This window comes from Paenibacillus sp. y28, from assembly GCF_037137075.1.
Classification (GTDB): Bacteria; Bacillota; Bacilli; order Paenibacillales; family NBRC-103111; genus JBBBNV01.
In genome coordinates, this window is sequence record NZ_JBBBNV010000005.1 from 165197 (window position 1) to 177639 (window position 12443).

Genomic DNA, 12443 nt, shown 5'->3' on the forward strand with positions numbered 1-12443 from the left:
CTTCCAAAGTCAAGAAGACAGGAACCGGCATTCCCGCCATCTTTTACTCGTATATTTTAATCGGATTGTAGAACGTATCCCGCTCAATGGCAACGCGGCCAGCGCCCTGGATCAGCCAAACGAGCTCGTCTCGGGTCAAGCCTTCCGGAGACAACGCGCCTGCGGCGTGACTGATTTTCTCTTTAATAATGGTGCCATGCACGTCGGAAGCTCCGAAAGTAAGGGCAATTTGCGTAATCTGGGTGCCCAGGTTAATGAAATAGGCTTTAATATGCGGGATGTTATCCAGCATCAGACGGCTGATCGCGATGGTCTTCAGATCGTCAAAAGCGGCGACCCGGCGTTTAATTCCGGCGTTTACGCTGGCTGGCTGTACGGCGTTCGGAATGAATACCATGAAGCCGTCCGTTTCATCCTGCAGCTCCCGCAGCTGGGTCATATGAAGAATGCGCTCTTCCTTCGTTTCAATGGAGCCGTACAGCATGGTGGCGTGTGTTTTCAGCCCGAGGCCGTGCGCAACCCGCTGAACCTCCAGCCATTGCTCCGTCGTTGCCTTGCCGACGCCCATTTTTTTGCGGTACCGTTCGGATAAAATCTCCGCGCCGCCCCCGGTCAGCGTGCCGAGTCCTGCATCCATAAGCGTTTTCAGCACATCTGCATAGCTCAGGCCGCTAATGCGCGAGAAGAACTCGATTTCCGCCGCGGTGTGGGACTTGATGGTAACGTCCGGATAGTTTTCCTTCAGCGCTTTGATACAGTCCACGTAGTAGGAAAACGGCACATTCGGATTGTGTCCGCCCGTAATATGGAATTCCCGCATGCCGGGATGGTAATATTGCGCCACATACTCGACCATTTCCTGCGGGCTCAGCGTATAGGCACCGTCTTGCCCTTCGTCGCGGCGGAAGTGACAGAACGCACAGTGCGCTTCGCACACATTGGTATAATATAAGCTCATGTTTTCGATAAAATAAACATTGCGTCCGTTCTTGCGAAGATTCACTTGATTGGCGAGCTGGCCCATGGTCAGCAAATCGTCCGACTCATACAGGAAAACACCGTCCTCTACACTGAGGCGCTGTTCGTTTTCCACCTTTTCCACAATTTCGGCCATGCGCCGTTTTGCATCTTTAATGATGACATTCATAGCTGTTGCTCCCTCCTATAAGACATGCAACTCCAACAAAGAAAAGCGATTCCGCAGCCTCCTATAACAAGAAAAAGGCAGCTCCGAGCTTACGCCCTTGCCGCAGCACCCGTAGACCGGCAGTGAGCTGTTTTGCTCTGTTTGCCGGGTCACTTGCCTAATTCTATTTCATTATAAACCTCCTGCCGGGCAGGGGCAATACAGCAGCCTGAATTCAAAACGACGGGTCTTGTCAACGGCCCAGTTCGGTTTATTACCGGGCATATCGCTCTTTTCAGCGGCATTTTGGCACATTTTTTTAAATATTTATACTAATCTTGTATCTTTTTATAAAACATTCCGCTATACTATCAGATTGTGAGCTTTATTCTAAGCCATCGGGACTTGTGAGGAATAGGTGATTACGATGATATGTGTCGAGAGAATGGAGATTTTACCGGGCGAGCTTGCCGATCAGATCGAGAGCGTCCGCCAGCGTTTGGTCAGTATGGGTTGCACCCTAGGCTTGAATCACCCCGATGTTCAGAAGTGCAGCGAAGATTTGGACCAGCTGCTGCTTCGTTATTACCACAGCTTGTAGCACCGGCTCTGGTAGAAATGATGAGGCGGCTTCCCTTGTACCGTGACGGCAAACGGAGTATACTTAGACGTGTAAGCCAGAAACGGATTACGGGAGGGAACAAGAATGATTACAATTACAGAAACAGCAGCAGATAAAATAAAAGAGCTGCTTGCAGCGGAAGAAACACCGAACCTGTTTTTGCGGGTTGGCGTGAAATCCGGCGGCTGCAGCGGTTTCTCATATGGCATGGGCTTTGATGACGAACGGCATGACAATGATAACGAGCTTGTGTTTGACGACCTGAAGGTGATCGTCGACGAGGAAAGCGTGAAGTATTTGCGCGGGCTTATTATTGATTACAAGGAATCGGCGATGGGCGGGGGCTTCACCATCGATAACCCGAATGCCAGCGTCACATGCGGCTGTGGCAGCTCGTTCCGCACAGTCAAGGAAGAAGGCACGCCTGAGAAATGCTAAGCACCACTTCCCGGTGTTTATAAGCTGTATATACAACCTCTCACAACGGATATTTCCGTTGGAGAGGTTTTTTATTTAGCGGTTCTTTTTTGCCGCCGGTGCTGTATACATAAGCCTGGGGGTGGCAAGTGCGGGGCGACAGGCGAGTCCGTCTTGGCGCGGGGCGGCGGGGAGGCCTTCGGCCTCCACCGTGAAACTGTCCGTCCGCCGGCGCCGAGAGAGACGCCGATGCGCGGATCATCGCCCTAGGTATGTGTAAAAGGCAGCAGCGCGCGCGGCCGAACCGGTCCGGTGAATATTGCCGAAGACGACCAATAAAATGAAATTGGGGCAAGTATATTTTATTTATTAGAAAGCGCTTACATCATATAATGTGATTTACATATCTAGTGAAGGTGGAATCTAACGATGCGTGCGCCGCTTCAAAGCAAACCGGTAATGATCCTGATTCAAGCTGTCATTATGCTGGCGCTGGTGCTCTTGTTCATCCTGCTGCCGGCGTATGAGCCGCCGCAATTATATGAGGGGGCTGCGCCTGAGGAAGCGTCGTCCACTCCTGTGGCGGATCAGAGCAGCTACGCAGCGGGCTACGGTCCGGACAGAGAAGCCTTACAACCGGCATCCGGGTCCGGGCAACCGCCACATGCGCAGCAAAAGCAGCCCGGGCAAATTGAGCCCGCTCAGGCAGGCACTGCTTGGCGGGCAGCGGAGCCTGCACAGAGGCCGGCGGCGGCGGCCGGCTCCTCCGGCGCAGCGGTTGACAATTCCGGGGAGAGCGCGCCAGGGCAAAGGGGGGGTCAGGTTCAGCCGCAGTCTGCGGTGCTTGCAGCGGCCGGTCCTGAGCTTACAGCCGCCTTGCAGCGGCCCAAGCCGGATTACAGCAAGCAGGCGCGTCATTACCGGAACAAGGCGATTGTGCTGGTATATCATCATATCGATCCTAAGGAGAACGGCATTACGATTTCCAGGGAGCGATTTCATAATCAGCTGCAGATGCTGAGGGACAATGGCTATAACATCATAACAATGGAACAGTTCGTGGCATTCATGAGCAGCAAGGGAGAGGTTCCGCAAAATGCCGTGCTGATTACATTTGATGACGGCTACGAATCCTTCTATACCCAGGCGTATCCGGAGCTGCTTCAATTCGGCTTTCCGGCAACCAAATTCGTCGTGGTGGATTCTATCGACAATCCGCCCGCCAAGGGAACGCCCCGCTTGAACTGGGATCAGATGCGGGAGATGAAGAGGAACGGGATGTCGTTCTATTCACATACGAATAAGCTCCATGAGTATGTCAAGGCTGATCAGACCCTGAATTTGAAGCCGGCGCTGGCGAACCGGATGCTGCTAGATAAGGAGAACCGCCTGGAAACAGAGGAGGAGTACAGGGAACGGGTCAAAACAGACCTCATCCGGGCCGATCGGAGGCTGGAGGATGAGCTGGGGATTCAGGAACGGCTGCTTGCGTTTCCGTTCGGGGCATATAATGAAACAGCGCTGCAAATCGGCCGGGAGCTGGGAATCGGCTTCTTCTTCACAACGGCGGAGGGCATCAATGTGCCGGGAAAAGATGAGATTTACCGGATCAATGCCGGGGTAAACTATCTATCAGCGGACGGTCTATTAAAAAGACTTAAAAAATATGAAAATGCATCATCATAATATTGGAAGCTGTGGATAACTTTATGCACATCATTCACAGCCGCCGTTGGTACAAATTCCCATCTTGTCAACAACATGCCCACAGCTCATCCACAGAAACCTGTGGATAACAGAACACTTGTTCCTGAAGACTGTGTATGGTAAGATGAAATTACTTTAAAACAGGGTCGGGTGATGAACATGAGGCTGCTTACAGATGAGGCGCTGATTGAATGTTATGCCAAGGCCATTTATTTACAACTGGAACCGGATTTTATCCGGATGCTTGAGAACGAGATACAGAGACGCCAGCTTCAAATACCCGCATTCCCAGCGCTGAAAGCTCAGGCCAACTGAGCTTTTTACTTCGTATAAGGACAGATTTATGCTTATGGCAGTATCTGTTCCATGGCCGAATATGGGGCAGCCGTCCCGCATTGGGGACATTCAAGCCTGTGTATGCACACGGATAGAGCGCCTGTATCGGCTTCAGCCGTATGCACAGGGGCTGTGCGCTCCTGATAAGGCGCATAAGGTCCGGTGTAATCCTCCTGGCGTCCGGCGTCTGTCATTGCCGCGGAGCAGCGAGGACAAGCTGCGTTTATTTCCTCCAGCCCGTTGCACAGTGGGCATATCTGCATATATATAGACAAAGGCTATCCCTACCCTTCAGAACCATTCTTCCGGTTAGGATGCCCTTCTTTTATAGAGGCCATGAATGCAGGCCCGCAGGCAAGCGAAATCTCAAGCTGCTGAAAAAGCCGCCTTTTACAAGGATGGAGTCAAATTACTGCTTGATATTTTCGAGGATACGTTATATTATATGATGAGAAATTTATTGTCGAAATTCGGAAACGCCGCTTCATTATATAAAAGGACATAATGGGTTGTAGCCCCTTGTGTAAATTTTCACATGAAAACAACATCGAACTGGAAGGGATTAAACAATGAGTCGAGTACCTAGAATTGTCATCTTGGGAGCGGGTTACGGGGGAATTCTGACAGCCATTCGCTTGCAGAAGGAATTGAACTATAACGAAGCGGATGTCACCCTTGTTAATAAACACGACTATCATTACATTACCACCCATTTGCATATGCCCGCTGCCGGCACTGACAATCCGGAGAATGCGCGGGTCAATATCTTGAAGCTGATCGACGAGTTCAAAATCGATTTTGTGAAGTCGACGGTTGTGCAAATCAAGCCTCAAGAGCGCAAGGTGATTTTGGAGGATGGTACCCTTTCTTACGATTATCTGGTCGTTGGTCTCGGCGGAGAGCCGGAAACGTTCGGTATACCGGGATTGAAGGAGAACGCCTTTAATATCCGTTCTATCAACAGCGTACGCCTCATTCGTGAACATATTGAATACCAGTTTGCCAAGTTCAAGCGTGAACCGCACCGCAAGGATTATTTGACTTTCATTGTTGGCGGCGCCGGGTTTACAGGCATTGAGTTTGTTGCGGAGCTGGCTGACCGTGTGCCGGAGCTGTGCAAGGAATTCGATGTGAGTCCCGAGCTGGTCAAAATTTATAATATTGAAGCTGCCCCGTCTGCGCTTCCGGGCTTCGATCCGGAGCTGGTACAGTACGGCATGGACGTTCTCGCCAAGAAGGGCGTGGAGTTCAAGCTGGGAACAGCCATTAAGGAATGCACGCCGGAAGGCGTCGTGATTGGTGAAGGCGAGCTAATTAAATCCGCTACGGTCATTTGGACAGGAGGCATCCGCGGCAATCATATGCTGGAGGAAGCCGGCTTCGAAGCGATGCGCGGCCGGGTCAAGGTGGACCCGAATCTGCGTTCGCCGCAATTTGAGAACGTGTATATCCTGGGCGATTGCTCTCTGATGTTCAACCCGGACGGGCGTCCATATCCGCCGACAGCGCAAATTGCGATGCAGCAGGGCGAATGCTGTGCGCATAACCTGGTCGCTTCGCTGCGGGGCGAACAGCTGAAGGAATTCAAATTTTCCATGAAAGGGACCGTGGCGTCTCTGGGGAAAGGCGAAGCCATCGGACTCGTCGGGACGAAGAAGATGAAGGGCTACACCGCCTACCTGATGAAAAAATTGATCGACCTGCGTTACTTGTACATTATCGGCGGTATTACACTCGTGCTGAAAAAAGGAAAATTGTAGCCATGAGACATTGCAGTGTTCAGGTGCGCGGGCTCTTGACCCGGGAAGAGCTGGAACGGTATAATGCTTTAATGGAAGTGGGCGGATTCCTGGAATCGCAGAATCGGTACGATCTGGCGTATACGGTGCAGAAGGAAGTCGATTTGCTCATTCAGCCGGGGATTGAGCGCTTGAAGGAAAAAGGCCGGGAACGTGACCGCGCGACCGAAGAGTATTTGCGCAGTAAAGAGGCCTTGGAGAGCGAAGACGAAGAGTAGAGATAAGAGACTAGAGATAAGAGATAGACAAAGATATTGAAAAGGGAAAAATAGAAACCCGCTCGGGCGCTGCTGGCAGCCCCGGCGGGTTTTGTCGTTGCTCAGGAAAGCTTTTTCTGTGAAAGAGCTGCTTTCATACCGGGGAAGCGACAGAAAGTCATGACGGTTTTAGACGGTCAGCAGCTGTTTCAGCTTGTCGGTATCCAGCAGGTTGCCTACATAGAAGGAGCCGAAATCGCCATAACGGGCGCTAACTTCGTCAAAGCGCATTTCATAGACCAGCTTCTTGAAGTTAAGGGCATCATCCGAGAACAGGGTCACGCCCCACTCCCAATCGTCAAAGCCGACCGAGCCGGTAATAATTTGTTTGACGCGCCCCGCGTAGGTGCGGCCGATCATGCCGTGGCTGCGCATCATGGTACGGCGCTCTTCCATGCTGAGCATGTACCAGTTGTCATTGCCGGAGCGGCGTTTGTTCATCGGGTAGAAGCAGATATGCTTGGCTTTTGGGAGCTCCGGCTTGAGGCGGGCCAAGATGTCCGGGTCCTGCATCGGATCGGTGCCGGGCTTCGCCATGTAGCTGGACAGCTCGACGATGGAGACGTAGGAATAAACCGGGATGGTAAAGGCCGCCAAGGCCGATTTGTTAAAAGCGGTTTCCAGCTCGTTAAGCTCCTCTAATGTTTCGCGAAGGAACATGAAGGCAATGTCCGCCTTTTGGCCGACGATGGAATAAAAGGCGTTGCTGCCTTGCTTTTGCTGCTCGGTGCGGTTCCAGCCTTCCATTAAGGTAAGCAGCTCGTCCACCGCGCCCGCGCGCTCCTCTGAGGAAGCCTGCTTCCAGGCCGACCAGTCGATGGCCCGGAAATCATGAAGGGCGTACCAGCCTTCTAACGTTTGTACTGCATCGCTCATATGTATAACTCCTTCCAAAATGTGAGTGAATTGTCTCCACTCATTGTAACGAATATACGGAATCAGGGCAAACGTCGTCACATAACCGTCAAAACCGTCTTCCCCGGCTCCGTTGACTTTCCAGCCGTACGTTTTGTACACTAGGAAGCGATAAGAAGAAATGAAAGCGCAGCAATGCGTCCGTATTTCTTGAAGGAGGAGTTTCGTGATGGTGATGCAAATCGCCCAGTTGATTATCGGCACGCTGCTCATATTCGTGCTGTTTTTCGGCCTCGGCTTTATTTTGAATATGCTGCTCAAAACAACCTGGTTTCCGATTTACGCCTTCATTGCCCTGCTAATCGGTCTGGCTATTTATCGGGGCATGACGGTCGGGTCTTTCTTCGATTACTCCGTGGGCGATATTATCCCCGCGGCCGGAGGCTTGATTGGGGCCGTGCTGAGCGGGTCGGCTATCCGTAAGCTGCGGGTGCTCGGTTATAAAATGTTTTGAATGCTTGCTTCCACAGCAGGCCTCACTGCGTCTTGGCGCAGGGAGGCCTGTTGCGTTATGGCGGAGGACTGCGCTTTCCGGTTTGCCCGGTTTGCGCCGGTGGCTGCTGCATGACGGCGCAAACCGGGCGACAGCTGCCGAACCGGTCTGCAATCAAATCAGGCCCAGTCGAGCGGCTGGAACAAGCTGAGCACCGCGGGCAGCTCCCAGCGAGCGGCGTTTCGCTGCAGACGGCGGTCGGTCGACCACATGGATGATACGCTGCGGCAATCAGCTTTTTCCTGTCCACGGAAGCGGGCGGATATGCTACAATGAGGGGTAAGCAATTATTCGAACGAAGATGGTGTAAAACAATCGATGCGTGTAAGCAATATCCATCAATTCACAGAGCATCACCGGTTTGCGGTGGTGCGTCATTTTTCATTAAGCCAACTGGATATGAGTGTGCTCAATGCGATGTACCAGCCCATGGTCGGCGCATTTGCCATCGGCCTGTATATGACATTGTACCATCAGCTCCCGGAAGGCCGGATGGGCTATTCCAGTCTGGAGCAGCAGCGGAAGCTGTTTCTGGCGCTCGATCTGGAGCCGGGGGAAAAAGGGCGCAAATATTTGATCGAGCAGACGTCCCGGCTGGAAGCGATCGGACTGCTGCAGACAAGCCGCAAGTTCGTGCCGGCGGCCGACGATACGGTGTACGAGTATGAGCTGCAGGCGCCGCTGGATCCGGTCGAATTTTTTAAAAATCAGCATTTTACCCTGCTGCTGCGGGACAAAATCGGCAAGTACGCCGTCCTGGCCGTCAAGGAGCAGTTCTGGAACGAGCCGCCGTCCGAGCTGCAGGACGCGGGGGTTCAGAGTGAGAATTTGACTGTGCCGTTCTATGAGCTGTTCCGGTTGAATACGCAGGTCATCGATTTTGAATTCGAGCAGGCGCTTCAGGAAATTGCTGTTTCCGTACAGCCTGACAAGCAGGAAAGCCGCGGCGTGCCGGATGTCGCAAGTCAAGGCTTCGGGTACGCCGACATTATTTCCCGCTTTCCGCGGGGGTCGTTAAACCGGGGGCATGTGGAAGAGCTGAAGCATCAGCCGGGGCAGCTCGTGTTTCTGAACATGCTGGCCAAAAAATACCGTTTATCGCTGCGTGAGCTGGTGCGCCTGCTTGATGAGGACGGATCGTTTAAGGATGACGGCGAGCCGGATCAGGATTTGCTCAACTACAAGGCCAACTCGTATTTCCGGCAGGGCAAGAAGCGGGAGGAGGACCGTCAGCGGTGGCTTAGCCAGCAGTGGCCGGAGCAAAGCGAGGCCGGCGCGGCGGGTGAAGCGGGCCTGTGGCCTAGTGAAGGCGGGGCGGGAGAGCAGGGCGGCAAGCATTCGGGCCAAGCCGGCTTGCTGGCTATGGAGTATGCGCTTGAGGTGCCGCAGCTGTTTCAAGGCAAGCTCTCCGCTTACGAGTATATGCTTTTGCTGCGCAGAGAGCCTTATACCGTGGTCTTGGAGCGATTCTTCCTGAACGGAATGCTGACCGAAAATATATTAAACATTTACGCCAAGCTCAACATCAATTATAAGCTGTCCGATCCGGTGCTTAATGTATTGACGCATCATCTGCACACGTTGAAGGGAGCTTCATGGACAGAGCGGTACATTGAATCGATTGCCACCAATATGCTGGCCAAGCATGTCGGGACGTATGAGCAGGCGGTCGCCTATTTCCGGGCCGAGCTGCGCAAGCGGGCGGAGCTGTCAGCCGGAAAAAGCGGCGGTGGTGCTGCTGCCTCCCGCGGCCGCGGGAGCAGCGCGTCAGGCCGGGGAAAGGCCGCCAGCGGCGGCGGACAGCGGCCGCGCATTCAGATGATTGAGGAGAATGCAGGGCAAGGAGCGGCTCCCAGCTCGGATGAGCTGGAGCGTATCCGCAAGCTGGCCGAGAGGATTGACGGGAAGAAGCGTTCATAGTCCGGCCGGTGCAGCTGGAGCCGGGGAGTAAGGGCGGACAGGCTTGCGGGGCAGGAGCGTCATTTGGGGAGAGGGGAGAATGGCTGTGGAATCGATATCGGACGTATTAAAGCAGCTTCCGGCAGAGTCCATGTGGCGGCGTATGGAGGAAAAAACGCAGCAGGTGATTGGACACCCGCTAATTGTCAAATGGCGTGCCAAGTATCCGGATTTGGATGATCATACGCTCAAAATTCATGTAAACCGGCTGTACCAGTACATCAATGAATATACGAACTGTACGAGCTGCCCGGGACTGGAGCGCTGTCCGAATGATTTTGAAGGCCATTATACCCAATTGTCGGTTGAAGCTGCGGGAGGTGCCGTCTATATTCATGACCGCAAAGTATCCTGCAAGAAATGGATCGCCCATCAGACACAGGAGGCGGTTCGCAGGCGTATCCGGAGCTTCTATGTCGATGAGCATTCTTTGACCGGAGGGTATTCGCTTGACGATATTCTGGACAAGGACCCGGAACGGGCCACGGCGGTAGGAAGGCTGCTGGAGTATATGGTCGAGACGAAGGAAGGCGGCCTGCAGCGCAAAGGGTTTTATTTGGTAGGTCAATTCGGTACGGGCAAGACGTTCCTGATGTGCTATATGCTGCACGAGCTCGCCAAAAGCGGGCGGACCGGCGCCATTGTATACATGCCTGATTTCGTGGAGGACTTGAAAAACATGTTCGGCGACCAGCAGCGGCTGAAGGAAACCATTGACGCGCTGAAGGAAACGGATTTGCTCGTTTTTGACGATATCGGGGCCGAGAACCTGAATCCTTGGGTACGCGACCATGTCATGGGAGCCATATTGAATTACCGGATGAACCGGAAGCCGACCTTTTTTACTTCCAACTACGAGCTGGACGAGCTGGAAAAGCACTTCAGCTTTACGAATAAGGACGGGGAAGAGGAAACCAAGGGAAGGCGCATTATGGAGCGTATCCGGCCTTTTGTGGAGGTCATCGAGGTGCGGGGGCATAATAAACGGGGCTGAAGCGGCAGCGGTGCGGGCAACCGGATTAACCTGCAACAGCAGAATATATAATACGAAAGCAGCAGCCGGCGAAGGGCTGCTGTTTTTTGGGGCTAAAGCCGCTTCAAGCTTTGTCTGCCGGGTTACATATTTCAAATAAAAGAATGCGCGGCGAGGGCGAGGAATCGCGGGAGTCGGCCAAGGGGATAGGCTGGGAAGACGAATTGGGCTGCATCAAGCAAGAACGCCAAGCGGAGCGGCATAAAAAAAAGGCCGTCCGAAGACGACCGCTGTTTGCTTGGCGTATGGGCTTGTTAGTTGGCGATGAACTCTTGCACCCATTCTCCGTTGTAGTAAGCCACGCCGATTTTCGTGAAGTTGGCGTTCAGGATGTTTGCGCGGTGTCCGCTGCTGTTCATCCATGCCGTCATGACATCCTGCGGAGTGCGCTGGCCTTTGGCAATGTTTTCTCCCGCATAGCTGTAGCTGATGCCGTACGTTCTCATCATGTCGAATGGCGAGCCGTAGGTTGGAGAGTTATGGTCGAAATAATTATTGTTGTACATATCCTTCGCTTTGTCCAGAGCCATCTTAGCCAGGGCGCTGTCGCTGGTCAGTGCATTCAGACCTGCCTTGGCCCGTTCCTGATTGACCAAATCAACGACTTGGCTGGCATAGGCGGAGCTGCTGTCATTGACAGTGCCTTGATCGGAACCGGTGCTGGCTTGGCTGCCCTCGTTACCGGTTGTGGCCTGGCTTCCGTTCTCCGTACCGGCTCCATTGCCGGAACCGCTGCTGCCGGTGCCGCCTTGATTTGTGCCTATGTTCCAATCAGGGATGGTCCAGCCCGGAGCTGCCCCGTTATTACTATTTGTCTCGTTCCCCGAAGAGGCTTGCCCCGAATTGGAGGTATAGCCGGGAAGCTTGTTCAGAAGGCTGGACCAATCGAAGGAAGAATTCCCTTGCTGCGTTTGCTGCTGTTGAAGCAAGGAGCCCAGGTCAAAGGTGTACTGCTTGTAAATTGTATGAGAACCCGTATTGTTGGCCGATTCTCCCGGGGATGCGGCAGAGACGGCGCTGGCTCCAACAAGGGTACTGACGGCAAGAAATCCGGACAACACTGATTTTTTAAAACGCAAAACGATCCTCTCCTTTTTTGCGGCCTGCGAGGTTAGCTGACGGATTCGGGTCAAAGAGCAATCACCCGGCCACTGAACGTGGCTTCACCCCAAATAAAGAGGTTCCCCCGCGCTTCCGTAGAAGCTTCGGCCTTTGTTGTAGTTGGTCTGACGGGAATCAAGCAACAAAAAAAGGCGTAAGCTTGTGCGCCCTTCAGACAGGTTCCATTGTAGCAGAGACTTCGGACAGGTTCATTGCGCAAAGTTTTCCAATGGCTTGGCCTAGGCAAAATAAAACCGACTTGAAACATCGGAATAACATGACTAAGATTGGTGATTAAAATCAGCTCGTTTTTCAGAATAATAGGAATCAGGGGGAAACACGGATGGCATTAAAACGTATCGATCATGTCGGCCTTGTTGTACAGGATCTTGAACGGGCAATCCGGTTTTATTAAGAGGTTGTCGGTTTTCAATTAAAAGGGACGCTGGTGCATACGAACGGAGTAATCCGGCTTGCGTTTCTCGGGTTTGAGAATTCTGAAGAAACGGCCGACTACATAATGTAAGGGATTACCAGATTATTCTCAGGAAAACTTTTTCACGTCAGTTTCATATCACTAGCGTTGCATTAATTTTCCCTGAATCTTCATAATTTTCTGTATTTATCTCATTCAGACGCAAAAAAATCCTTTACAATGGATTGGCAGGTAGTTCCTGT

At 52.7% G+C, this 12443-nt stretch carries 12 protein-coding genes, 1 pseudogene and 1 riboswitch; of the genes and pseudogenes, 10 read left to right on the top strand and 3 right to left on the bottom strand.

Annotated features, from left to right (window positions below):
• Window positions 1-43 precede the first annotated feature (43 nt).
• Complete coding sequence (mqnE, locus tag WBG83_RS07120) at window positions 44-1147, bottom strand: aminofutalosine synthase MqnE (protein ID WP_336743937.1); 1104 nt, start codon at window positions 1145-1147, stop codon at window positions 44-46.
• A 406-nt stretch (window positions 1148-1553) separates the two neighbouring features.
• On the opposite strand from mqnE, the gene WBG83_RS07125 reads away from it, so the two are divergent.
• The 6 genes from WBG83_RS07125 (at window position 1554) to WBG83_RS07150 (ending at window position 6225) form a co-directional block, all read left to right on the top strand.
• Entirely contained in the window at window positions 1554-1727 is a 174-nt protein-coding gene (locus WBG83_RS07125; protein ID WP_336743968.1) for an aspartyl-phosphate phosphatase Spo0E family protein, read from the top strand.
• 105 nt (window positions 1728-1832) lie between these two features.
• Entirely contained in the window at window positions 1833-2186 is a 354-nt protein-coding gene (erpA, locus tag WBG83_RS07130; RefSeq protein ID WP_336743939.1) for an iron-sulfur cluster insertion protein ErpA, read from the top strand.
• 408 nt (window positions 2187-2594) lie between these two features.
• Window positions 2595-3851 (top strand): polysaccharide deacetylase family protein, encoded by a 1257-nt coding sequence (locus tag WBG83_RS07135; protein ID WP_336743941.1) that lies wholly within the window; start codon window positions 2595-2597, stop codon window positions 3849-3851.
• A gap of 180 nt (window positions 3852-4031) precedes the next feature.
• Window positions 4032-4187 (top strand): sporulation histidine kinase inhibitor Sda, encoded by a 156-nt coding sequence (locus WBG83_RS07140; RefSeq protein WP_336743970.1) that lies wholly within the window; start codon window positions 4032-4034, stop codon window positions 4185-4187.
• A 590-nt stretch (window positions 4188-4777) separates the two neighbouring features.
• Entirely contained in the window at window positions 4778-5968 is a 1191-nt protein-coding gene (locus WBG83_RS07145; RefSeq protein ID WP_336743943.1) for an NAD(P)/FAD-dependent oxidoreductase, read from the top strand.
• Window positions 5969-5970: 2 nt separating this feature from the next.
• Window positions 5971-6225 carry a hypothetical protein gene (locus tag WBG83_RS07150; protein WP_336743945.1) on the top strand — a complete coding sequence of 85 codons (255 nt, stop codon included), beginning with the start codon at window positions 5971-5973 and terminating at the stop codon, window positions 6223-6225.
• Between the two features lie 168 nt (window positions 6226-6393).
• Here the strand turns inward: WBG83_RS07150 and hemQ are convergent, their stop codons facing one another.
• On the bottom strand, window positions 6394-7140 hold the full coding sequence (gene hemQ, locus WBG83_RS07155) for a hydrogen peroxide-dependent heme synthase (protein ID WP_336743946.1): 747 nt from the start codon (window positions 7138-7140) through the stop codon (window positions 6394-6396).
• Between the two features lie 208 nt (window positions 7141-7348).
• On the opposite strand from hemQ, the gene WBG83_RS07160 reads away from it, so the two are divergent.
• The 3 genes from WBG83_RS07160 (at window position 7349) to dnaI (ending at window position 10625) form a co-directional block, all read left to right on the top strand.
• Entirely contained in the window at window positions 7349-7633 is a 285-nt protein-coding gene (locus tag WBG83_RS07160) for a YuiB family protein (RefSeq protein ID WP_336743972.1), read from the top strand.
• Between the two features lie 357 nt (window positions 7634-7990).
• The gene (locus WBG83_RS07165; RefSeq protein WP_336743947.1) at window positions 7991-9592 is read left to right on the top strand and encodes a DnaD domain protein; all 1602 of its coding nucleotides are present in this window, start codon (window positions 7991-7993) and stop codon (window positions 9590-9592) included.
• 85 nt (window positions 9593-9677) lie between these two features.
• Window positions 9678-10625 carry a primosomal protein DnaI gene (dnaI, locus tag WBG83_RS07170; RefSeq protein ID WP_336743974.1) on the top strand — a complete coding sequence of 316 codons (948 nt, stop codon included), beginning with the start codon at window positions 9678-9680 and terminating at the stop codon, window positions 10623-10625.
• A 293-nt stretch (window positions 10626-10918) separates the two neighbouring features.
• Here the strand turns inward: dnaI and WBG83_RS07175 are convergent, their stop codons facing one another.
• Window positions 10919-11743: a CAP domain-containing protein gene (locus WBG83_RS07175; RefSeq protein ID WP_336743949.1), complete on the bottom strand. Its 825-nt coding sequence runs from the start codon at window positions 11741-11743 to the stop codon at window positions 10919-10921.
• A 5-nt stretch (window positions 11744-11748) separates the two neighbouring features.
• Window positions 11749-11885, bottom strand: a riboswitch (cyclic di-AMP (ydaO/yuaA leader).
• Between the two features lie 223 nt (window positions 11886-12108).
• Here WBG83_RS07175 and WBG83_RS07180 point away from each other — a divergent pair.
• A pseudogene (locus WBG83_RS07180) lies at window positions 12109-12273 on the top strand (VOC family protein); the annotation flags it as partial.
• Window positions 12274-12443 lie beyond the last annotated feature (170 nt).

Bases quoted from the DNA above. Each gene is read 5' to 3' on its own strand.
- erpA (WP_336743939.1), top strand. From the start codon at position 1,833: ATGATTACAATTACAGAAACAGCAGCAGATAAAATAAAAGAGCTGCTT.
- WBG83_RS07145 (WP_336743943.1), top strand. From the start codon at position 4,778: ATGAGTCGAGTACCTAGAATTGTCATCTTGGGAGCGGGTTACGGGGGA.
- WBG83_RS07150 (WP_336743945.1), top strand. From the start codon at position 5,971: ATGAGACATTGCAGTGTTCAGGTGCGCGGGCTCTTGACCCGGGAAGAG.
- WBG83_RS07125 (WP_336743968.1), top strand. From the start codon at position 1,554: ATGATATGTGTCGAGAGAATGGAGATTTTACCGGGCGAGCTTGCCGAT.
- mqnE (WP_336743937.1), bottom strand. From the start codon at position 1,147: ATGAATGTCATCATTAAAGATGCAAAACGGCGCATGGCCGAAATTGTG.
- WBG83_RS07165 (WP_336743947.1), top strand. From the start codon at position 7,991: ATGCGTGTAAGCAATATCCATCAATTCACAGAGCATCACCGGTTTGCG.
- hemQ (WP_336743946.1), bottom strand. From the start codon at position 7,140: ATGAGCGATGCAGTACAAACGTTAGAAGGCTGGTACGCCCTTCATGAT.
- WBG83_RS07140 (WP_336743970.1), top strand. From the start codon at position 4,032: ATGAGGCTGCTTACAGATGAGGCGCTGATTGAATGTTATGCCAAGGCC.
- WBG83_RS07160 (WP_336743972.1), top strand. From the start codon at position 7,349: ATGGTGATGCAAATCGCCCAGTTGATTATCGGCACGCTGCTCATATTC.
- WBG83_RS07135 (WP_336743941.1), top strand. From the start codon at position 2,595: ATGCGTGCGCCGCTTCAAAGCAAACCGGTAATGATCCTGATTCAAGCT.